At 36.4% G+C, this 21,089-nt stretch carries 16 protein-coding genes; 4 read left to right on the top strand and 12 right to left on the bottom strand.

All coding sequences use genetic code 11. From position 1 onward, the window contains the following. Nucleotides 1–95: 95 nt before the first annotated feature. Nucleotides 96–959 carry a hypothetical protein gene (locus tag ACIQ2X_RS04330; protein WP_396177671.1) on the bottom strand — a complete coding sequence of 288 codons (864 nt, stop codon included), beginning with the start codon at nt 957–959 and terminating at the stop codon, nt 96–98. Between the two features lie 381 nt (nt 960–1,340). Next, the gene (locus tag ACIQ2X_RS04325; protein ID WP_396177670.1) at nt 1,341–3,302 is read right to left on the bottom strand and encodes a KUP/HAK/KT family potassium transporter; all 1,962 of its coding nucleotides are present in this window, start codon (nt 3,300–3,302) and stop codon (nt 1,341–1,343) included. Between the two features lie 115 nt (nt 3,303–3,417). On the opposite strand from ACIQ2X_RS04325, the gene ACIQ2X_RS04320 reads away from it, so the two are divergent. Continuing rightward, entirely contained in the window at nt 3,418–4,485 is a 1,068-nt protein-coding gene (locus tag ACIQ2X_RS04320; protein WP_396177669.1) for a WD40/YVTN/BNR-like repeat-containing protein, read from the top strand. Between the two features lie 142 nt (nt 4,486–4,627). Here the strand turns inward: ACIQ2X_RS04320 and ACIQ2X_RS04315 are convergent, their stop codons facing one another. Continuing rightward, on the bottom strand, nt 4,628–5,875 hold the full coding sequence (locus ACIQ2X_RS04315; protein WP_396177668.1) for a DEAD/DEAH box helicase: 1,248 nt from the start codon (nt 5,873–5,875) through the stop codon (nt 4,628–4,630). Between the two features lie 402 nt (nt 5,876–6,277). On the opposite strand from ACIQ2X_RS04315, the gene ACIQ2X_RS04310 reads away from it, so the two are divergent. Next, a complete protein-coding gene (locus ACIQ2X_RS04310) occupies nt 6,278–6,919 on the top strand; it encodes a hypothetical protein (protein ID WP_396177667.1) in 642 nt (213 codons plus the stop codon). A gap of 405 nt (nt 6,920–7,324) precedes the next feature. Here ACIQ2X_RS04310 and ACIQ2X_RS04305 read toward each other — a convergent pair whose 3' ends face one another. The 9 genes from ACIQ2X_RS04305 to ACIQ2X_RS04265 all read right to left on the bottom strand — a co-directional run bounded on the left by ACIQ2X_RS04305 (nt 7,325) and on the right by ACIQ2X_RS04265 (nt 19,543). Continuing rightward, the gene (locus tag ACIQ2X_RS04305) at nt 7,325–10,147 is read right to left on the bottom strand and encodes an aminopeptidase (protein WP_396177666.1); all 2,823 of its coding nucleotides are present in this window, start codon (nt 10,145–10,147) and stop codon (nt 7,325–7,327) included. 132 nt (nt 10,148–10,279) lie between these two features. Then, on the bottom strand, nt 10,280–11,008 hold the full coding sequence (locus tag ACIQ2X_RS04300) for a TIGR00730 family Rossman fold protein (RefSeq protein WP_396177665.1): 729 nt from the start codon (nt 11,006–11,008) through the stop codon (nt 10,280–10,282). A 711-nt stretch (nt 11,009–11,719) separates the two neighbouring features. After that, on the bottom strand, nt 11,720–13,084 hold the full coding sequence (gene hemN, locus ACIQ2X_RS04295; protein ID WP_396177664.1) for an oxygen-independent coproporphyrinogen III oxidase: 1,365 nt from the start codon (nt 13,082–13,084) through the stop codon (nt 11,720–11,722). 183 nt (nt 13,085–13,267) lie between these two features. Beyond that, entirely contained in the window at nt 13,268–14,056 is a 789-nt protein-coding gene (locus ACIQ2X_RS04290) for a TrmH family RNA methyltransferase (RefSeq protein ID WP_396177663.1), read from the bottom strand. Between the two features lie 173 nt (nt 14,057–14,229). After that, nucleotides 14,230–15,561 (bottom strand): DUF58 domain-containing protein, encoded by a 1,332-nt coding sequence (locus ACIQ2X_RS04285; RefSeq protein WP_396177662.1) that lies wholly within the window; start codon nt 15,559–15,561, stop codon nt 14,230–14,232. Between the two features lie 34 nt (nt 15,562–15,595). Beyond that, nucleotides 15,596–16,615, bottom strand: coding sequence for an AAA family ATPase (locus ACIQ2X_RS04280; protein WP_396177661.1), 1,020 nt, complete (start codon nt 16,613–16,615; stop codon nt 15,596–15,598). A gap of 1 nt (nt 16,616) precedes the next feature. Then, nucleotides 16,617–17,816 (bottom strand): DUF4350 domain-containing protein, encoded by a 1,200-nt coding sequence (locus ACIQ2X_RS04275; RefSeq protein WP_396177660.1) that lies wholly within the window; start codon nt 17,814–17,816, stop codon nt 16,617–16,619. Further along, nucleotides 17,816–18,559 carry a DUF4129 domain-containing protein gene (locus ACIQ2X_RS04270; RefSeq protein ID WP_396177659.1) on the bottom strand — a complete coding sequence of 248 codons (744 nt, stop codon included), beginning with the start codon at nt 18,557–18,559 and terminating at the stop codon, nt 17,816–17,818. The genes ACIQ2X_RS04275 and ACIQ2X_RS04270 overlap by 1 nt, the downstream gene beginning before the upstream one ends. A gap of 6 nt (nt 18,560–18,565) precedes the next feature. Next, nucleotides 18,566–19,543 carry a stage II sporulation protein M gene (locus ACIQ2X_RS04265; RefSeq protein WP_396177658.1) on the bottom strand — a complete coding sequence of 326 codons (978 nt, stop codon included), beginning with the start codon at nt 19,541–19,543 and terminating at the stop codon, nt 18,566–18,568. Between the two features lie 20 nt (nt 19,544–19,563). On the opposite strand from ACIQ2X_RS04265, the gene ACIQ2X_RS04260 reads away from it, so the two are divergent. Both ACIQ2X_RS04260 and ACIQ2X_RS04255 read left to right on the top strand, forming a co-directional pair. Beyond that, nucleotides 19,564–20,304 carry an RDD family protein gene (locus ACIQ2X_RS04260; protein WP_396177657.1) on the top strand — a complete coding sequence of 247 codons (741 nt, stop codon included), beginning with the start codon at nt 19,564–19,566 and terminating at the stop codon, nt 20,302–20,304. Between the two features lie 30 nt (nt 20,305–20,334). Next, a complete protein-coding gene (locus ACIQ2X_RS04255) occupies nt 20,335–20,937 on the top strand; it encodes a trimeric intracellular cation channel family protein (protein ID WP_396177672.1) in 603 nt (200 codons plus the stop codon). Nucleotides 20,938–21,089 lie beyond the last annotated feature (152 nt).

The raw sequence follows: 21,089 nt of genomic DNA, 5'->3' as shown, positions 1-21,089 counted from the left end.
AAGTAAAGGTTTATTTGTATTTTTGCTACGCCTGAAAATTGCCATATTTGAGATTTTTTGAGAGATTTTTCAAATTAAGGTATTCTCAGGCATTTTTATTCTAAAACTTTCGGATAGTTGTGATTTCTAACATTGGTTGTAGCCGTTGCACTTCTCACACTTTCCGAACCAATTGATGTGTTACTTCTAATTCCAGCATCAGCTACGCGTCGACCAGAATTTCTGGTTTGCTCTAACTCGTACCGATTGGTAGCAGTATTTCGTGTTGTAAATGCCTGATTTGGATGCTGTCTTTCATATCCATTATTTCGTCTTGTTTCATACATAGCAACCGCTCTTGAGCTTCTTCTGTCCGTGCAATAGTTGTAATAATTGTGTTGGTTGATGTGTACGTGTACATTTCTGCGGTATCTGTATATCGGATAAGGTGTCCATGCATAATAATAGGTCGGATAATAATTAAAATAGTATGGTGAAAAATAAGGATTGTAATTGTTGAGCCAAAACATGTTGTAAATTACCGGTCTTCTCACAAAAACGGGTTCGTAAATATAATTTGGACCGTACATAAATACATCTCCTACCACTTGTACTTGCACTTGATTGTTTCGATCGCGTTCCACTTCAATTGTTGCTACGTCCTGGTATACATCTCGTTCCAAAACTGCTTGTAAAATAATTAAGTGTGTGTTGTTTTCAACTGCTTCAATCACACGTAAATAATCCACTTGACGGTCAAAATTTAAATCTAAATTGGATATTTTATTTCTCGGATCGTTTATTCTACGTTCAAAATCTTCTAGGTTTTGAGCCTCTCCAAAAATGGAAGCTACCGCTCTTAAATCCAAGTTATCACTGATTTCATTACTTGTTGCATTTACAGTAGTAACGTTTTGAGCAGAAATCGGGGTTAAACCTAAAATTCCAAAAAGGGCGAAGATAAGTAATGGTGTTTTCATGATTTCTAAAATTTAATTGTTGGTTTTTTGATTGTATTTACAAACAATTAAACAATACTTATGCCATGATTTTGATATTAATATTTATTTAACAAAGACGACTCGATAATTCCCAAACAAAAGCGCTGTTTTTTTGCATTTTTATAAAATAATTAAGGGTAAAATAAATTGATGTTTTTTTGCTTTGCTTGTTTCGGTTTTTATTGGGAGGTATTCCGTCTCCAACAAAGTTGATGGAACTCCGATTAAAACAATATTTTAGCGAAATGTTCATTTTTGTACTGAAAAGCCACAAAAAAAAGATTTACACTTCAACCTCTAAAATGTAAATGCAATAAGTAAAACTAATTGTTTTTATTCGATTGATTTTCAGAAAAATGTCTAATCAATTCGTTTCATGCAAATACTTTCGGGTGGATTAACCACCATTGGGAATTTTTCGATTTTAACCGAACTACTGTCTAATCCAAAGGCTTTTTCTTCGGATAAACTTATTTTTTTTATGAAAAAGTACGTGTTCATAATTAACTTTTCGTGCCAAATCATATCGCTGTCGTTGGATAAGAATTTTTCCGATAGTACAAATTTGAAATCCCCTAAAATGTTGTTTTTACTTAACGATTCGTATCGACTAATTACATCTACTTCGCCGTTCTTTACCATATTTTTAACCACTTCGCGAAACATAATGTTGATTTTTGTAGGCTCGCGAAACCCTAAATTGATGTCTATTCTAATGATGTCGTCTTTTAAAATTTCGGTTACTTTATATTCGGTTTTATAGGGTTCGTTTAAGATATTAACGTGGATAAACCAATAGATATCAGCTCGTTTTGGTCGTTTTTGTAAAATAGAGTACAATACTTTTTCTTCAATTTCATCAGTTCTGCTGGAATTAGTAAGATAGACCAAATGAGTGGCGTATTTTGGAATACTCAAATCAACACTCAATTCTGCCAATACTTTTACATAGTCGTCAATTTTAACCATTTTAGTATATGCTTTACTAATTGTTTTGGCTCTAAACCATGTAAACATAATTAAAAGTAAAAGAGTGGCAATAAAAATGGTGACATAGCCTCCGTGCCAAAACTTTTTGATATTGGCATAAAAAAAACTGAGCTCAATAATGCCATAAATAGTGATTATTGGTGCAATAAAATACCATTTTACGCGCTTCATAATCATATAGAAATTAAGCAAAATAGTAGTCATAATCATGCATAAGACAATGGCGAGTCCGTAGGCAGCTTCCATATTTGTAGATTCTTCAAAATGGATAACAATCAAGGCACAACCTACAAAAAGCAACCAGTTTACCGATGGAATGTACAATTGACCTTTTAACTCCGTTGGGTATTTAATTTTAACTTTTGGCCAAAAATTCAATCGCATCGCTTCATTTATTAAAGTAAACGAGCCACTAATTAAGGCTTGAGATGCAATAACGGCTGCAAGAGTGGCTACTGCAATTCCGATGGGTTGAAACCAGTCGGCCATAATCAGGTAAAACGGATTGCCATTGGAGCCACCTAAATCCACCAACGTCTTTCCTTCAAACCGAATTAAGTAGGCTGCTTGTCCAAAATAATTCAAAACCAGCATTGTTTTCACAAAAATCCAACTCACTCTGATGTTTTTTCGTCCGCAATGTCCCATATCGGAATATAAGGCTTCTGCTCCAGTGGTACATAAAAATACAGCTCCTAAAACATAAAAACCTTCTGGATGTAAGGTGAGTAAGTGAAAAGCATAATAGGGATTCAAAGCTTTAAAAACTTCTAAGTTATCAAATACCTGAATACTGCCCAAAATTCCCAACATTCCAAACCAAATCAGCATCATTGGTGCGAAAAATTTGCCAACGATATTGGTTCCAAATTGCTGGATAAAAAATAAAATAAATAAAATTCCAATAACAATCGGTACGGTATTTATGGATGGATAAAAGGTTCGCAAACCTTCAACCGCGGATGAAACCGATATGGGAGGGGTAATTATTCCGTCGGCCAAAAGAGCACTTCCACCAATTACGGCAGGTATAATTAACCATTTAATTTTGGTTCTTTTTACAAGTGCATACAAGGCAAATATTCCACCTTCACCATTGTTGTCTGCATTTAGGGTAATTAATACGTATTTTATGGTAGTTTGCAACGTCAGTGTCCAAAATACACAAGATACACCACCTAGAACAATAGCGGCATTGATAGGGCCGGCACCAATAATAGCTTTCATTACATACAATGGCGAGGTGCCGATATCGCCGTAAATAATTCCTAAAGTAATCAATAACCCACCCAAAGACAATTGGCTCAAATGGCCGTTTTTTGTAGCACTCATGATTTAAGTAAAGATGGCAAAATTAGAAAATTAAACAATACGGGGTTAATTTTTGAGCAACATTATTTAGAATGCTATTTCGCTAAAAAAATGATAAGTTTACAAAAAAAAAGCCATGAAAAATTATCTTCAATTAGTTCTGATTTTACTTCTTTTTTCAGCCTGCAAAAAAGAAAACGAATTTCCTTCCACACCCAATTTAAACGTTTTTACCTCCGTAAAAATAGACACGATTTTACAAGAAGATATTTCCATCAGGGCCCTTTTAATCGATTCCAACAAAGTTTGGTATGCCGGAAACAACGGAAATTATGGTTCCATTGATTTAAAAACGAAGAAGCAATTAAGCGGTCATGTATCCAAAGACACTTTAGTGCTTGAATTCAGAAGTATGGCACAAACAAAAGATTATATTTTTATATTGAATGTTGGTTCACCTGCATTGTTGTATCGCATTTCAAAAGATGGATCTCGTATTAAAAAAATGTACCAGGAAAACCATCCGAAAGCCTTTTACGACAGTATGCAGTTTTGGAACAACGATGAAGGAATTGCAATGGGAGATCCCACTGGTGCTTGTTTGTCTGTTTTAATTACTAGAAACGGTGGAGTCACTTGGAACAAGCTTTCCTGCGATTTCTTGCCCGAAGTTGCAGATGGAGAAGCAGCTTTTGCAGCAAGCAATACCAATCTTGTGGTAAAAGGAAACGAAACTTGGATGGTTTCAGGCGGGAAGAAAGCCCGTGTTTTTTATTCGGCAGATAAAGGAAAATCCTGGAGTGTAGTGCAAACGCCCATTGTACAAGGGGAAGTAATGACTGGAATTTTTACAGCTGATTTTTACGATGCGAAAAAAGGAATAATAGCCGGTGGAAATTATGAAAAACCCAATCAAAGTTTTGGGAATAAAGCGGTAACCATTGACGGCGGAAAAACCTGGAAGTTGGTTGCCGAAAACGAAAGCTTTGGTTACGCTTCTTGCATTCAATATGTGCCAAATGCCAATGCGGAACAAATAGTTGTTGTAGGTACTTCGGGCTTGTTTTATTCGGCAAACGCTGGCGAAAAATGGCAACAATTTTCTACCGATAAAGATTTATATACAATACGATTTGTGAATGATTCTACTGCAATTGCCGCAGGAAAAAATAAAATGGTAAAGGTCAGTTTCAAGTCTAAATAACTGGTCTGAAAACTGAAAAAGCCTGAAAGAAAATTTTATATCCTTCAGGCTTTTTTTGATTTGTTCTGAATTCCATCCTTCATCTCCCTCTCGAGACTTCGGAATTCCAACTCCTATTTACCTCTTTGGGGGCTAGGAGGCTTTAATACCAGCGCTTCTTATTTTGTTTCGAAGCAGCCGATTTTCTTGAATTATGTGCTTCTTTACTTCGGTTGGAGCTTTGTTTAGGTGTATTTTCGTCCGGACTTCCTTCTTTCCACGCAAATGGATGGTCTTTGATAACTTCCACATCTACACGAATCAATTTTTGAATGTCTTTCCAATACGGAGCTTCGTCTTTGCCACAAAAAGAAATCGCAATTCCGCCATTTCCAGCACGACCTGTTCGACCGATTCGATGAACATAGGTTTCTGGAATGTTAGGCAAATCAAAGTTGATAACAAACGGCAGTTGGTCAATATCAATGCCTCGCGCTGCAATATCAGTTGCGACTAAAACGCCCACTTCCTTCGCTTTAAAAGCATCTAAAACGCGTTGTCTTGCGTTTTGCGATTTATCACCGTGGATGGCTTCGGCGGCAATGCCTTTATTTCGCAAAGATTTTACCACATTATCTGCACCATGCTTGGTTCTCGAAAAAACCAAAACATCGGCTAAATTTTCGTTTTTTATCAAATGGTACAGTAAATTTCTTTTTTCGCTTTTGTCAACAAAATAAACCCGTTGCTCTACATTTTCAGCAGTTGAGGAAACCGGCGAAACGGTTACACTTACCGGATCTTTCAAAAACATTTCGGATAATTCTCTGATGGCCATTGGCATCGTAGCCGAAAACAGTAGTGTTTGACGGTTATCAGGTGTAAGTTTTACAATTTTTTTGACATCGTTTACAAATCCCATATCCAACATTTGATCGGCTTCGTCCAAAACCAAACAGTGCAAATGGTCCAAATCAATAAAACCTTGTTTGTTTAAATCCAATAATCGTCCTGGAGTGGCGATTAAAATGTCAACACCATGTTTTAAAATATCGACTTGTGGTACTTGAGATACACCGCCAAAAATCGTCAAAGTGGTTAAATTGGTGTATTTTCCGTATTGATCAAAATTTTGTCCAATTTGTACCGCCAATTCTCTTGTAGGAGTAACTACGAGGCAACGAATTTGCTTTGTTTTTTTTGAAGAACCCACAATTCGGTGCAATTGATGGATAATCGGAATGGCGAATGCGGCTGTTTTTCCCGTACCCGTTTGGGCACAACCCACTAAGTCGCGGCCTTGTAAAATGGAAGGAATGGATTGTTCTTGAATAGGTGTTGGTTCCAAATAACCCAATTCGTATACGGCTTTTTGAATACTTTTTGAAAGTGATAAATCTTCGAATAACATAATTAAAAATCTTTTGAGTACTCTGAATTAAGTACAAAGAGGCTGCAAAGATAGGTTTATTATACGTAATGTTTTCAAATTTTCAAATGGTGGAATATCAGAACATTCACATTATAATTTTAGAGCGATGAATTATACAAATAATCGCCTGTTAGCACTATTGCATGGCACGACTTTTTTAAAAACAAATTAAATTTCGTGCAATTCAGTTTATTTTTATAAAAATAAGTAACAATTGGTGTAATTCATGGCTATTTTTTTCTTTTTTAAAAACGAATGTTCTTTTGGAATACTCTTTGCTAAGTTGAGTACGATAATATTTAGTTAATTTGGAATCAATTTTCTGTTTTTTAACAGCATTTTTATAATTTTAGCCTTTAAAATTCTGAACAACGGTATTCCATGCGATTGTATTTACTTTCATTTCTTCTTTGTTTTTCTGCACTGCAATCTTTTGCACAGTTTGATAATGGAAAAAATCCAGTGAATATTCCTCCTGCCAATGTACCTAAAATGCCGGTACTGACTCCCGAAAAAAAGCCTAGTTTATGGGATATAAAACCCAAAGACGAAACTGTTCCAAACCCTTGGGACAAACCCAAAGAACGCGAATTCAACAAGCAAGATGATTTTTTAGATCCTGCCGACCGTTATACCAAAAAGATGAATAACAGTTTGAAAGGAGAAGGGAAAGGCGACTATAAAATTTTTAGAAGAAACCAATATTTTGGTGATTTCAAAACCGATTCCGAATCCATACAAGTGGCGGTTCGAGATCCACAAGCCATTGATGGCGATTATGTAAAAATTACCCAAAACGGAAAAGTTATTTACGAACGCATTTTCTTGGATGCCGGTTATAAAACACTCGAAATTCCGTTGGTTTTGGGTTTTAACCGTATCGAATTTATTGCTTTAAACGAAGGAAGCTCGTTTCCCAACACGGGCGCTTTTTTAATCAAAGACAAAGGCCAAGCCATTTACCAAGAAGAATGGAATTTATCTACGGGATTTAATGCTTCGTTTTTGATTGTGAAGGAGTAAGTAGTTAAGAAGTGTATTCTTTTTAAGTAGAGTTTCCAATAAGTTACAAGGTTGCTACTGTAAGCAAAATTTCAATTTCAAGGTATTATCTTCGATGATTTGCGGCTTACTAACACGTTTTTTAAAAGATTTTTTGGCAATTTTATTGGGTGTCAAAGTCAATTTTGTCATTGTAAATGGATTGGAACAAACAATTATTGGATAGAATAACTAGGTGTCTCGCTTAACGTAAACCCGCGTTAAGGACGGAAACGTAGCTCTCCCGATTTTTCATCGGGAAGCGGGAGTGAACGGCCTGACCCTCCCGCCAAAAGTTGTATTGTAAACTAAATTTCAGCGTGATAAAACTAGAGGAGTGCGAAAAAAGGGGGAGGGGAACGCCCAAAAAATGAACTGTTCAGGATGCTAAAACCACTTTCTTGTAAACAATCCTACCAAGATTTTTGGATTTAAAGTGACTATAAAACGGATGTTTTCTTGGTAGTTTTTTTCGGCTATTTCCCAACCGTTATTGGAATAAACGGGGAAAAAAAGTTCAAAATAGTCGGGTACTAGATTCAGTCGGATGCCGGAATCGTACATAAATTTGGCTCCGCGAAAATCGTTTTTTACCAATCCCAAATCGCCGTAGATTTCGATCCAGTTCCAAATGTTAAATCCTGCATTAGTGGTAATCATCCATTGGTTGGCAAACGGTGTATCGAGTTTGGATTTAAAGGCGCCTTCGGCCAAAATAAACTGCTGACTAAATAGACCTGTTTGTTCCGAACGCCCGTAATAATTGTAGTCAAACAGATAATCCGAAGCGCGATCGAGTCCGAAACTAAAGTAGTCCGAATTGGTCGAATTGTACATAAATGTACCGGCAAAAAGCCGCAAATTGATTGTGCGGTTGTTATTGAAAAGGCGGCGGTATTCGAGTTCTACTGATGTTTTACCAAAATTGTCAGCCAGTTGCAAATCGGCTACAAAATTGAGATGCTCGGTTAACTCGGTTTTGGTATTGAAGTATTTGGCATTAAAAACATTGTAGTTTTCCTGATCGGCTGAAGTTATAGGTGAGAACTCCGAAGGTTCCAAATTTACCATCACTTGCCGAATTTGAATGGCTTGCTTGTGGTTGTTTCTGAAATCATCGGGTCGGATTCGGAAAACCACGGAAGGATTGAATTTAAAATAAGCGGCGTCTTCGGCATAATGCAGGTACGTTCCACTGACGCCGTACCGCACATGAAACGGGTTTTTTTCGCGGTTGAATTGATTTACGGCAAGCGAAAAATGACCGGTTAGCGATTGGGTTTTGGGCGAAAATAGCGGGTTGACATCAAAATTGAAGGGTTTGTCCAAAATGGTTTTGTTGTGAAACCGTATACCTGGCGAAATGCCATCGTATAAGGTGTAACTTAACGTGGGAACATACAAAATTTGGTTGTAGTAGGGGTCTTCTAAATCCTTCATGAACACAAATTTAAACGGACGATTGTTTGGAAAAAAACCTTTGAGCGATTTCCAATTGTTACGCAAGTTAAATTCGGGGACTTCATTTTTATAATTCAGTACAATTTTGTTCACATTGTTTCGCGCAATTGTAAACGTGCTATCGGTACTGATGTTGGAATACCACTTTTTAAACACGATTTGATTGTTGTTTAACCCATAAACTGGAATCGGAACCGTTGTATTTGTTTTGTTTTTAATGGTAAAAGTGATGCTGTCGTTGGTTTTGGTAACATCTGCAAATTTGTAATCGACAATATCTCGCGAATGTATTATGGTTTTGAAAAACCAATCGATGTCTTTAGTAGTTTGGCGTTTTAATAACGATTCAAAATCCGCTTCGGTTGCTTTTTTTTCTAGGTTCAAACGATAAAATTGCTGGATACTTTGCGACACGATTGACGATTCTAAGTAATAATCGAGGTATTTCAAACTCAATCCGGCACGGTATTTTGAAGCGATTTGCTCGTTGAATTTGATGAGCTTGTCTTTGGATTCTCCAATGGGTTGATCCAGATTTTTTCGGGCCATCAACATGTAAAAATAGCTGTACTGTTCGTTAAAATCGACGTTTGCGAGATTAAAACTCTTGAGGATTTTTAATTTCGAAATATTACCCAGCATTTTCATATTGGGATAAAATTCGTCAATATATTTCATCATTGTATACACCTGAATACCGTTATAAATCCAGTTGTCTTTTCGCTCGTCAAGACTCATACTGGTTTGCAAAAAATTGTTGAGATACGTTTTTAGAAATTTTATTTCAAACATAAAATCATCGGGAAACGGACTGATAAAACTCGGCAGTTGATTTAATCCATAAAAGGGATTTCGCTCGTAATCAGACTGTGAAATTACAATCGTTTTATGAGGATATTTGCCTATTTGTGCGGCGACATATTCGGTGATTTGCTTGACCAAAAGTGCTTTTTTGAATCCGTTGAGCTTGTTGTCTTTGATATTCGTTTGCACGTTTAAATTGGGTAAAATAAATGTTTCGAAATCGGTTTTCTTGGTCAAATAAATAGAGAATTTCGAACGGTTTTTTCCTTTCAAAAAGACTTTTGAATTATCTAAAACGCTGCTGTCTAAATCAGTAACCAGTTCGTACTTTTTAGGGACGGAAAAGGTAATTTCATAATCACTAATCGCGTTGGAACTGTCGTCGAGATTGACGTTACTACTTTGTGTAAAATGATTTTGGTCAAATCGGGCGGGAGTGAGGAGCCAATCTTTGAGCATAAAATTGCCGTTTGCACCATAACCGTAACCCGTGAATTTATCGCTTGGCAGTTTTAATTTATATGTGATAAAAATTGAAAATTGTTGCCGTGGCAAAAGCGGATTGCGCAAAACCAGCTCGATCAAATCGGGATGATCGCTCGTTCGGCTCCAGTCTAAAAACATTTTGTTCTGGTCGATAAAAGTCAAATCTGTGGTAAAACCGCGTTCTTCTTCTTTGGCCAGGTGGAAATTGCGTACAAATTCGTCCGAAAACCGATTTCCTAGGGGAGAAAATTTTTCAGAATAGGCATTGTTCCAGTCGTTTAAAATAATTTTGCGCAACGTGTCGTTCGACTGATTAAAGTAAACCAATTCTTGTTGAACAGTCAAAATGTTTTTATCTGGATGGAGTTCGACAATGCATTTCGACAAATGCTGACTCCACAATTGGGACGTGCAACACAGGCAAATCAAGGAAAATAAGAAATATAATATAGCTTTCAAGCGAATTGTTTTTGAAAAAAAAGGATTACTTTTTATACATACGAGAAGTAACAAAAAAAAGAACGAAAAGTTCGCATAAAAAGTATCAAAGCTACTCTTTTTATGCGAACCTTTTTTGTTAAAAAGTAAATTTTAAAAATTCGGACTCAGATTGTATTTTTTGTAGAAATTATCCAGAACTTCAACTACTTCATCTTCGTGATCCACGATTTTTATCAAATCCAAATCGGTTACACTTACGTTGCCAAATTGTTCTACTAAAACGGTTTTTACCCAATCCATCAAGCCTGTCCAAAAGGCACGACCCACCAATATTACAGGGAATTTTGCCACTTTTTTGGTTTGAATTAAAGTGATGGCTTCAAACATTTCGTCTAAAGTTCCAAAACCGCCTGGCATTACTACAAAGCCTTGCGAATATTTCACAAACATCACTTTGCGGACAAAAAAGTAGTCAAAATTGAGGTTTTTATCACGGTCGATGTACGGATTAAAATGCTGCTCAAATGGCAATTCGATATTCAATCCCACCGATGTTCCTCCACCGGCATGAGCGCCTTTATTTCCGGCTTCCATAATTCCAGGACCTCCACCGGTTATCACACCGTAGCCGGCTTTACTGATTTTATAGGCAATTCGCTCCGTTAATTTATAGTAATGGTCGTCGGGTTTGGTTCGAGCCGACCCAAAAATCGAAACACAAGGTCCTATTCTTCCCATGGCTTCGTATCCGTTTACAAACTCGGCCATGATCTTGAAAATCGCCCAAGAATCATTGGTTCGAATCTCATTCCATGTTTTTTGCTTCAGTCGGTCGTGAATAATTTTATCATCGTCGTTGTCAAAATCTTCTAATTTCATCGTTTTCTTTGTCTTTAAATTTTGTCATTCTGAATTTATATCAGCCTCTTTTCGGGATAGGTTTACGAATCAAAAGAAACGCATTTTTTTCAAAACTACAATCTTCTTTGTTAAGTTCAAATTTTAAGAGAATAAAATTTAGTTCATTGACCTATTTTTTCAATAAAATAAAATCAATTTTCCTGTCTTTTTATCCGTCACAATTGAGAGCATTTAAAAAAGTAAAACCTGTCTTGATTCTTTATTATCAATGCAGTAGCAAGAGGAATGGACGTATCGATAAAAAATTCGATTTTTTTTTTGAATATTGAAGCTCTTGGTATACTAAGTAATAACAACATAAAAGTGGAGTACGGCTCTGATATAAAAATTTTAGAACTATGATAATGCATCAGTTCGATGAGGTTCAAACATTTTAAAATCAATAAAATGGGAACTTTTTTATTGAATCAAGTGAAGTGGCGTAAAGTGAGATTTTGATTGGTCTTCCGCTTGATTTAATGGCACTACTACTTATGTTTCAACAAGTATTTCAGAAACGGTATAATTGTTAAGATCAAAAACCGATGCCAAGAGCGATCGTTTCTTCTGACTTGAAAAGCTGAGGTATAGCGAATGGGCAAAAAGATTGTTATTCGAATAAAAAACTGTCCTAGTGCAATACCAATTATCACCTAAAAGGTCTCTTTTTCGGAAGGGCAGGTGGAAAATCTAAACCGTCATCGAAAACAACTGTCTATCCGGTGCTTTTCGTTGCAAACGCATGTCAAATGCCATACAAATATTTCGTACAAAAGCTTTTCCTTTTTCGGTAACTTGGATACCATCACTAATAAATTCAAGCAAACCGTCTTGTTCAAATTCTTTTAATTGAGGTAGTATCGCAGGAATTTCGTCAAAATAAGTGTTTTCAGAATTCCAAGTGGTGTGGAATTTACACATGATATTCAAAATGTGTTTTCTGACAATTAAATCCTCTTCAGTTAAAATATGTCCTTTGTTTACGGGAATTTGGTCCCATTCCAACATCTGGTAATAGTCATCAAAACTTTTCACGTTTTGCCCAAAACCCAACCAACTATCGCTAATGGCAGAAACGCCAAGTCCAATCATCAATTGTGTTTTCGAAGCACTATACCCCATAAAATTGCGGTGTAAATTTCCTTTTTGAAAAGCCACCGTCATAGCATCCTCCTGTACTGCAAAATGGTCCATCCCAATTTCAAGATAACCACTTTCATCCAATTTACGTTTTCCTTCTTCATACATTTGGCGTTTTTGTTCGTCTTTTGGTACATCTTCATCCTTAAAACCTCTTTGTCCATTTCCTTTTATCCAAGGCACATGGGCATAACTGTAAAATGCCAAACGGTCGGGAAATAAGGATTTTGTTTTTTCAATCGTGTCGTATATATCGTCTAAAGTCTGGAACGGCAAACCATAAATCAAGTCGTGACTGATGGAAGTGTAACCAATTTCTCGAGCTACGTACGTTACTTTTGCTACATTTTCAAAAGGTTGAATCCGGTTAATGGCTTTCTGCACCCTTTCTGAATAGGATTGCACACCAAAACTCACACGACGGAACCCCAAATCGTATAATTGTTGCAAATGTTCGCGTGTGGTATTGTTGGGATGACCTTCAAAACTCATTTCGCATTCGGGATGCTTGTTGGCGAGTGCAAAAATGCCGTTGATCAAATCCTGTAAATTATTTCCAGAGAAAAAAGTTGGTGTACCACCACCGAGGTGAATTTCCTTGATAATTGGCTTTTTATCCAAAAGTTCCGAATACAGTGTCCATTCTTTCAAAACCGCTTTGATGTACGGGTCTTCTACCGCGTGATTCTTGGTAATCCGTTTGAAACAACCGCAAAAAGTGCACAAGCTTTCGCAAAAAGGCAAATGAATGTACAAACTAATTCCTTCGGAAGTATTACTTTGGGTAAATGATTTTCGAACACTTTCCAACCACAATTCATGCAAAAAGGTGTCTTCTTCCCAATACGGAACCGTGGGATAACTGGTGTATCGAGGACCTGGAACGTTGTATTTTTCGATTAAAGAAGTTTTCATAGGCTGAATTTGAACGCCAAAATTAGGTTCAAGTTCACTATTTAAAAATGATAATTGTCAGGTTAGAGAAATTTAATTTATTGAAAAGTAAAACGACTTAAAATCGCTTCTTTCTTCTCTAATGTAATCGCCCAAATACCAATCCTAAATCCTAATCCCGAAACTTCGGAGCTAAATTCTAAATTAAAACCCCCTTTGTCTCTTCGCCTCAAAGAGTAAAATCGCCGCTGCAACCGACACATTCATCGAGTCGATTTCGCCTTGCATAGGGATGATGATGTTTTGAGTCGCTTGGTCTCGCCACGCTTGTGTAAGTCCTGTTGCTTCCGTTCCTACGACTAAAGCGGTGGGTTTGGTGTAATCTTGTGTGTGATAGGAAGTCGAATTTTGCAACGTTGCGCTGTAGAAATTAATGTTCTTTTCTTTCAAAAACGCAATTACTTCCTCGGTTGAAGCCGTGGCAATTTGATTGGTAAACAAGCAACCCACGCTCGAACGCACCACATTGGGGTTGTACAAATCACTTTTCGGGTTGGCAATAATCACAGCATCGACGTTTGCGGCATCGGCGGTTCGTAAAATCGCTCCTACATTGCCGGGTTTTTCAAGGCTTTCGCCAATTAAAATCAGTGGATTGTCCGATAATTTTAAGTCTTTTAAAGCAAGGGATTTGGTTTTAGCAATGGCAATAACGCCTTCGGTAGTGTCACGGTACGCCAACTTTTGATACACGTCTTTACTGATTTCAATTCGTTCCACATTCGCAATTTGAAAGGATAAAAGTTCCTTTTCAGAAGTTAATTCAGGAACAAATAGTACCGTTTCAAGCTCATAACCGCCCTTTAAAGCGAGTTCAATTTCACGTTTTCCTTCAATGATAAAAGTGCCGGTTTGCTTTCGCATCTTGGCTTTGTCTTGGAGTTGAACTAGGGATTTGATGTATGGATTTTGAACGGAGGTGATTTGTTTCATTGTGAAATTATGTTGGTTTAACCGCAAGGTTCGCAAAGTTTTACGCAAAGTTCGCAAATAAATTTAAGTTACGAATTGCTAAAGCAAATATAGAAATTATTGATGCCACAGATTAAAATGATTTCCACAGATTTTTAAGAATCCTTTTAATCTTTTAAATCCGTGGCAAAAAACTACAAAATCCCCCTAGCCTTAATCTCCAAATATTTATTAATCGTATCTAAAGTCAAATTTTCTGGGTCGGTTAAAACCGAATAGATACCGTATTTCTTCAATTCATTTACAATCAATCGCTTTTCAAAAGCAAACTTTTCAGCAATTACTTTGTCGTAAATCTCCTGAACCGTATCGGCTTTTTTCTGGATTAAATCTTCCAATTCGGTGTTGTTAAAAAATACAACGACCAATAAATGACTTTTGGCAATGGCTTTTAAATAAGGCAATTGCCGATGCAAACCGTCGACGGTTTCAAAATTAGTGTACAAAATAACTAAACTCCGCTGGGTCAAATTCTTTTTAATATCCACATACAATCTCGAAAAATCACTTTCGAAAAAGTCGGTTTTGATGTTGTACAAATTTTCCAAAATCAGTTGCATTTGCGAGGAGCGTTTTTCGGCAACCACCCGATTTTCGACTTTTTTTGAAAATGAAAACACGCCCGCTTTGTCTTGTTTTTTCAAAATCACATTCGATAAAACCAACGTTGCGTTAATTGCATAATCCAGTAAACTCAAGCGGTTGAAAGGCATTTTCATCAGTCGACCTTTGTCAATTACCATATAAACTGACTGCGATTTTTCGTCTTGAAACTGATTGACCATCAACGAATTTCGTTTGGCCGTGGCTTTCCAGTTCAGCGTTCTGATGTCGTCTCCAGCAACGTATTCCTTAATTTGTTCAAACTCCATCGTGTGTCCAATCCTGCGAATTTTCTTAAATCCGTATTGGAAAAGTTGGTTGGAGAAAGCCATCAGATTGTATTTTCGAAGCTGAATATACGACGGATATACAGGAACCATTTGATTTTTGTCAAAACTAAAGCGTCTTGAAATCAATAACAAGGGCGAACTAATGTACAAATTTAAATTTCCAAAGTAATACTCGCCACGTTCTGTTGGACGAAGATAATAACTGATCTCATCTTGTGATGAAGCTTTGATTTTACGAATGATACAGAAATTTCGTACTTGAAACTGAAACGGAATTTCATCAATAATTTTGGCAACAACCGGAAAAGTATAATAATTTTTAATACTTACATTAACTGGATTTTCATCACCATTGGATAATTTTTCTGCCGTGATTCTGGTTGCTTCAATTCCTTTTTTAGCAAAAAACAAAATCATAATGTCGATGGCTAAAAAAAGCATTAAAATCAGAAACGCGATCCATGAAATTTTATACAACCTCGGAAAAAAGAAGGCAACAACAAAAAGCACTATATTACCCAAAAGCAAATAGAAAAATAAATTGTTGAGGTATAAATTTTTTAGTAGTTTCATTTCTTAAATGACCCCTTCGGGGACTAGTGGGCTTTTATCTCGGAATTTCTACTGTTTCAATGATTTGCTTGATGATTTCGACACTCGAAAGTCCTTCCATTTCACGCTCTGGCGTTACCATTACTCGATGTTGCAATACCGGAACGGCGGCTTCTTTAATATCTTCGGGTGTTACAAAATCGCGACCTCTCAAAGCCGCGAAACCCTTAGCTGCGTTCAAGATAGCAATCGAAGCACGAGGCGAAGCACCCAAATACAGGAAAGCATTTTCACGCGTGTTGACCACAATTTTGGCGATATATTCCAATAAATTTTGCTCCACCACAATTTGTTTTACCAACGTTTGGTACTTTTCTATAACTGAAGCGGTGATGATTTTCTTTATGTTTTCTAATTTTCCGTGATTTTGCAATACGTGTTCGCGCTGCAAAATGAGAATTTCTTCACTTAATTTTGGATAATCAATCACAATTTTGAACAGAAATCGGTCGAGTTGCGCTTCCGGCAAACGGTAGGTTCCTTCTTGTTCAATCGGGTTTTGAGTTGCAATGACTAAGAATGGTTTGTCGAGAACATAGGTTGTTCCGTCCATAGTGATTTGGCGTTCTTCCATTACCTCAAACAACGCCGCTTGGGTTTTGGCAGGTGCTCGGTTGATTTCGTCAATTAAGATTAAGTTCGAAAAAATAGGACCTTTCTTGAATTCAAATTCGGATTTTTTCAAATCAAAAACGCTGGTTCCTAAAATATCCGACGGCATTAAATCGGGAGTAAATTGGATGCGGCTAAAACCAATGTCCATTGTTTGTGCCAACAGTTTTGCCGTAATCGTTTTTGCCACGCCGGGAACGCCTTCGAGCAAGATGTGACCGTTGGATAAAAAAGCAACCAGCAATTGGTCGATCATTTTTTCCTGACCTACAATCACAGTGTTCAATTCGGCTTTCATTGCCGCAATGCTTTCGGTAAGGCTTGTTAAGTCTAATCTTGATTGAAAATTTACATTTTCGTTTTCACTTTTATTTTCAATAGTATTGTTTTCTGATTCTTCCATATTAGTTGAATATTTTTTCGATTAATGTATTTATTTCGACCAAGTCATTTTCCACACTTTCAAAATTTCCTTTGCGGTGTTGGTTGATTTTATAAAACAATTGGTTCAAATCTTCCCGGTTTTTCCCGGTTTTTAGTTGGAGTTTTTGCACAAATTTATCGTCCAAAACGTTGGTGTCAATGAGATATTCCCGTCGGATTTTGTCGAGTAAATAAATGATTTTTTTGTCAATAATAGTAGAGTGGTTTCCTTCTTGAAAATATAAATTTCCGATGGTTTTGGTAAACTCGATGGTTGTATTTTCCAAGGGAGTAATTACAGGAACAATGCGCTGTTTTCTTTTGATATTAAACAAAATAAACACCGTCATACCGATTAAAAACAGATACCAACCCGCTTTGAGAGCGGGCTGACTAAAAATAAAACGCATTGGATTTTGCGAAATATGTCCGTCGGTAATTCCTTTGGTGTACCAAAAAATGTTGCCTTTTGGGATATACGAAAGCACTTTTTCGGTATAGTCTGAATGCTTATTTTTTAACAAATGAAAATTCGTAAAAACGGCAGGCTGAAGGTGAAGCAGAAAATGGCCTTGTTTGTAAGGTACTTTTATATAATTGGCGAAAGCCTTGTCATTGCCTTGGTAGCCCAAAACCGTGGTTGTAAGTGTATCAATTTCCGAAAAATAATTGGTTCCCAAGCCTTCGGTGATAAAGTACTTTTCAGGTCCCAACTTTTCATTTGCAAACCAAAGCGTACTTGCTTCGTTCATTTCAAAATTTGATTTAAATTTGATTTTGAGACTGTCGAGCAGCATTTGCGGGAGCGATTTCATACTCAAGAAAACTGTATTTCCATGACTCGAAAAATAGAGTAGTTCTTGAACCGATTCTTCATCAAAATCAGCAAAATCGTTAACGGCTATAAAAGTTCCCGATGTTGTGTAAGAATTTACTAACGAATCATAATTGTAATAATCATCGAAATATTCGTAGGGGGTTACATTTATCGTTTCTAAAGTGTCGGGTTTCAAAATTCCTTTCAATTCCTGGTCAAAAACGTACATTCCAAACGGGATTTTGTCGTTGATGGAGTAGGTGGGTGACCAATTAATGGGTTTGGGTGTACTCGAATCCAAAGCAATAACTGCAGCCAAAACCACTACCATTAAAATCAAATATATTTTAAGAGAGTTATGCATTAATAAATGGATTTTAGTGTGGTCTCAAAGGCTTTTTTTGCCTTTTCAAAATCTTCAATGCTTACCGCAAATTCCCCGTACCACATGTAGTTGTACAAGTAGGAAAGGTATTCAAAACGTGCTTTCAACTCAGCCGACTTAATTTCGTAAATATAATCGCTGTTGGTTTTTTCAACATCCCATTCAATGATTTGCTTTTCAGACATTTTCTTGAGTAAAAACAAATAATAATACCGAATGCTTAATCGGTGTTCGCCTGATTTGATGCTTTCTTTTATTAATTTTTCAAAATCAACCAGATGTAGGTTTTTTTCAATTTCGTCGTAGCGAATGAGATTTTGATCTGATTTTGAGCCAAATATCCAGGTACCTTCTTTATTTAAAATGGCTTTTACAATTAAATAAATTACCAGAAGAATCAGCAAAATGGCAATGGTATTGATCGTGTAGTCTAAAATACTTATTGCCTTCTGACTGTCCTGAACATCAAAAGTTCGTTCAATCCATTGTGTAAACCACTCTTTAAATCGATCCCACAAAGATTTTAAGGGCGCTTTTTTTTCATAAATAAAAGCGGAATCGTTGTATTTTTCTTTGAAATTTTCATTGAACTGAACGCGTTCAATAGTTGAAGTATCCACAACAATTGTTGCCTTCTTGTTTGCATCAATGTCAAGCGCCGCATTTTGACTCCAAAGAGGAAGACTAAGTAAAAAGAGAAAAATAGGTAGGATTTTTTTCAAAATGGTTTAAGCTGTTTTCGGGATGAAATTACTTTTTCTGGCTACAATTGAGGGAAAAATCAAATAGTAAAATGAAATTGCCGACAAGGTAGCTAAAATTATAAATACGTTCAGCCAATTGGGCATTTCTAGCGAATATCGGGTTACAAAACCTTCTAAAAAGCCTGCAGCAATGGTAAAAGGTACGGTGCTTAAAAAGATTTTAAAACTGTTTTTAAAACCGATTTTTAAAGAAGTCAAGCGCGAAAAAGTTTGCGGAAATAAAATGGAAGCACCTAAAATAAGTCCAGCGGCAGATTCAATTACAATGGCAAAAATTTCCATCGAACCATGAATCCAAATACCTTGAACGCTTTCCCAAAACACACCTTCTTGGTAAAAGAAGTATTGAAAAGAACCCAACATCAAGCAATTTTTAAACAAAACGTAGGCCGTACCCAATCCTCCAAAAACGCCCATGATAAAACACAAAGCGCCAACTCGAAGATTGTTGATGGTAATTCCAATAAATCCGCCCCAATTGGAACCTGATTTATAAATGGCTACGGGATTTCCGTTTTTGATGTTTTCCAATGTTTTATTGACATAGGCATCGCCTAAAATCAATCGGCTGATGCCATCATCGTATATTGCTGATAAAATACCGATACCCACAAACATAAAAAAGAGTAGAAAAGCATATAGAACGTAGCGTCTGTATTGGTACAACAACAATGGTACTTCTTCCGAAAAAAAGTAAACGAGACGGTTTTTTTCGTGTCTTTTGGTTTTATATATCCGCTGGTAAATTTGTGAAGCCAAATAATTGAGGTAAACAACCGTCTTACTCTTAGGGTAATAGGTTTGTGCATACGATAAATCATTGATTAAATGTATGTACAATCCTGCAATTTCATCAGGATTTTTTTTAGCTTTACCAAAAATTGCGGCTTCAAAATCGAGCCATTTTTCTTTGTTTTGTTTTATGAAGGCAACTTCTCTCATCGTAGGCTAAAATATAAAATATGTCAGAATTATCCATCAATACTACGCAAAATGTCACGATAAATTTTACTGCGGCTTCTCTTGGTCACAGGATTTTGGCTTTCGGTGTTGATTTACTTATCATCATCGCTTATTTGATTAGTGTTTTTACACTAATGGCTTATTCTGGTTTGTCTGATACTTTGAGTAAAATGGACGGCTGGTCTCAAATGGCAGTTCAATCGATTGTATTTTTACCGGTTATGTTTTACAGCCTCATTTTCGAAACTTTTTTTGAGGGACAAAGCTTGGGAAAAAAATTACTTCGCATAAAAGTAGTAAAGATTGAAGGTTATCAAGCAAGTTTTGGCGATTATTTGATTCGCTGGTTGTTTCGATTGATTGATATAGTTTTAAGCAGCGGTGTAATTGGGCTTTTCGCTATCATTATGAATAAAAAAGCACAGCGTTTGGGCGATATGGCTGCGGGAACTTCTGTAATTTCGCTGCGGAATAACGTCAATATTTCGAGTACGATTTTGGAAGAAATTAATGAGGATTACAAACCCATTTATCCTTTAGTTATCAAACTGTCCGACAATGATGCGCGAATTATCAAGGAGCATTTTATCCGTGCCAAAGCCGGAAATGACTACGAATTACTGGCCAACATTACTTCAAAAATTGAAGCAGTAACGGGAATAAAAAACCAAAGTGGCAATCACCAGGATTTTATCAATACGGTTATGAAAGACTACAATTATTATACACAAAGTATGTAGTTTTCAATCAAAACTTATAAAACTATGACCATTTTTACACTCCTTGATTTTATCGGAACTACTGCATTTGCAATGTCGGGAGCTTTGACGGCTATTAATAAAAAGTTGGATCCTTTTGGTGTTTTTATAATCGCTTTTGTTACCGCAGTGGGTGGCGGTACGCTTCGCGACATGCTCATTGGTCGAACTCCCGTGGGATGGATGCTGGATTTACGGTATGTGTATTTGATTATTTTTGGTTTTGCATTAGCAGTTATTTTTCGTAAAAAACTCGACCGACTCCGAACGTCTTTATTTTTATGGGACACCATCGGTTTGGGCGTTTTTACGTTGATTGGTTTAGAACGCGGAATTATTTTTGGTCTCCATCCCGTTATTTGCATTGCTTTAGGAACTATGACGGCTTGTTTTGGAGGTGTTATCAGAGATATTTTGTGCAATGAAATTCCTGTTATTTTCCGGCGCGAAATTTATGCAACCATTTGTATTTTTGGTGGAGTACTGTTTTTTGCATTAAAAGAAATCAACCTGAACCAAGATGTGTTATACATTATAACTTCTTCGGTAATGATTAGCATCCGATTATTAGCAGTAAAATATAAATGGTATTTGCCGGCTTTACAAAGGGAGTAAACTCAATAAGTTTTATCCCACGGTGATAAGTTATTGCTCAGATTAAATGTCTTATTTTAAAAATTTAAATCTTTTTGCCACGGATTGTACAGATGAACACAGATTGCTTAGTCTCATAGATTAAAAATCCTTTTAATCTTTTTAATCTGTGG

This window comes from Flavobacterium sp. (genome assembly GCF_044368625.1).
Lineage (GTDB): Bacteria > Bacteroidota > Bacteroidia > Flavobacteriales > Flavobacteriaceae > Flavobacterium.
Note: the sequence above shows the minus strand (reverse complement) of the source record. Positions and strands in the feature narration are given on the sequence as shown.

Excerpts from the sequence above, each read along its gene's own strand:
- ACIQ2X_RS04260 (WP_396177657.1), top strand. The coding sequence starts at position 19,564 with ATGTCAGAATTATCCATCAATACTACGCAAAATGTCACGATAAATTTT.
- ACIQ2X_RS04300 (WP_396177665.1), bottom strand. The coding sequence starts at position 11,008 with ATGAAATTAGAAGATTTTGACAACGACGATGATAAAATTATTCACGAC.
- ACIQ2X_RS04280 (WP_396177661.1), bottom strand. The coding sequence starts at position 16,615 with ATGGAAGAATCAGAAAACAATACTATTGAAAATAAAAGTGAAAACGAA.
- ACIQ2X_RS04285 (WP_396177662.1), bottom strand. The coding sequence starts at position 15,561 with ATGAAACTACTAAAAAATTTATACCTCAACAATTTATTTTTCTATTTG.
- ACIQ2X_RS04290 (WP_396177663.1), bottom strand. The coding sequence starts at position 14,056 with ATGAAACAAATCACCTCCGTTCAAAATCCATACATCAAATCCCTAGTT.
- ACIQ2X_RS04275 (WP_396177660.1), bottom strand. The coding sequence starts at position 17,816 with ATGCATAACTCTCTTAAAATATATTTGATTTTAATGGTAGTGGTTTTG.
- ACIQ2X_RS04310 (WP_396177667.1), top strand. The coding sequence starts at position 6,278 with ATGCGATTGTATTTACTTTCATTTCTTCTTTGTTTTTCTGCACTGCAA.
- ACIQ2X_RS04320 (WP_396177669.1), top strand. The coding sequence starts at position 3,418 with ATGAAAAATTATCTTCAATTAGTTCTGATTTTACTTCTTTTTTCAGCC.
- hemN (WP_396177664.1), bottom strand. The coding sequence starts at position 13,084 with ATGAAAACTTCTTTAATCGAAAAATACAACGTTCCAGGTCCTCGATAC.
- ACIQ2X_RS04330 (WP_396177671.1), bottom strand. The coding sequence starts at position 959 with ATGAAAACACCATTACTTATCTTCGCCCTTTTTGGAATTTTAGGTTTA.
- ACIQ2X_RS04325 (WP_396177670.1), bottom strand. The coding sequence starts at position 3,302 with ATGAGTGCTACAAAAAACGGCCATTTGAGCCAATTGTCTTTGGGTGGG.
- ACIQ2X_RS04265 (WP_396177658.1), bottom strand. The coding sequence starts at position 19,543 with ATGAGAGAAGTTGCCTTCATAAAACAAAACAAAGAAAAATGGCTCGAT.
- ACIQ2X_RS04315 (WP_396177668.1), bottom strand. The coding sequence starts at position 5,875 with ATGTTATTCGAAGATTTATCACTTTCAAAAAGTATTCAAAAAGCCGTA.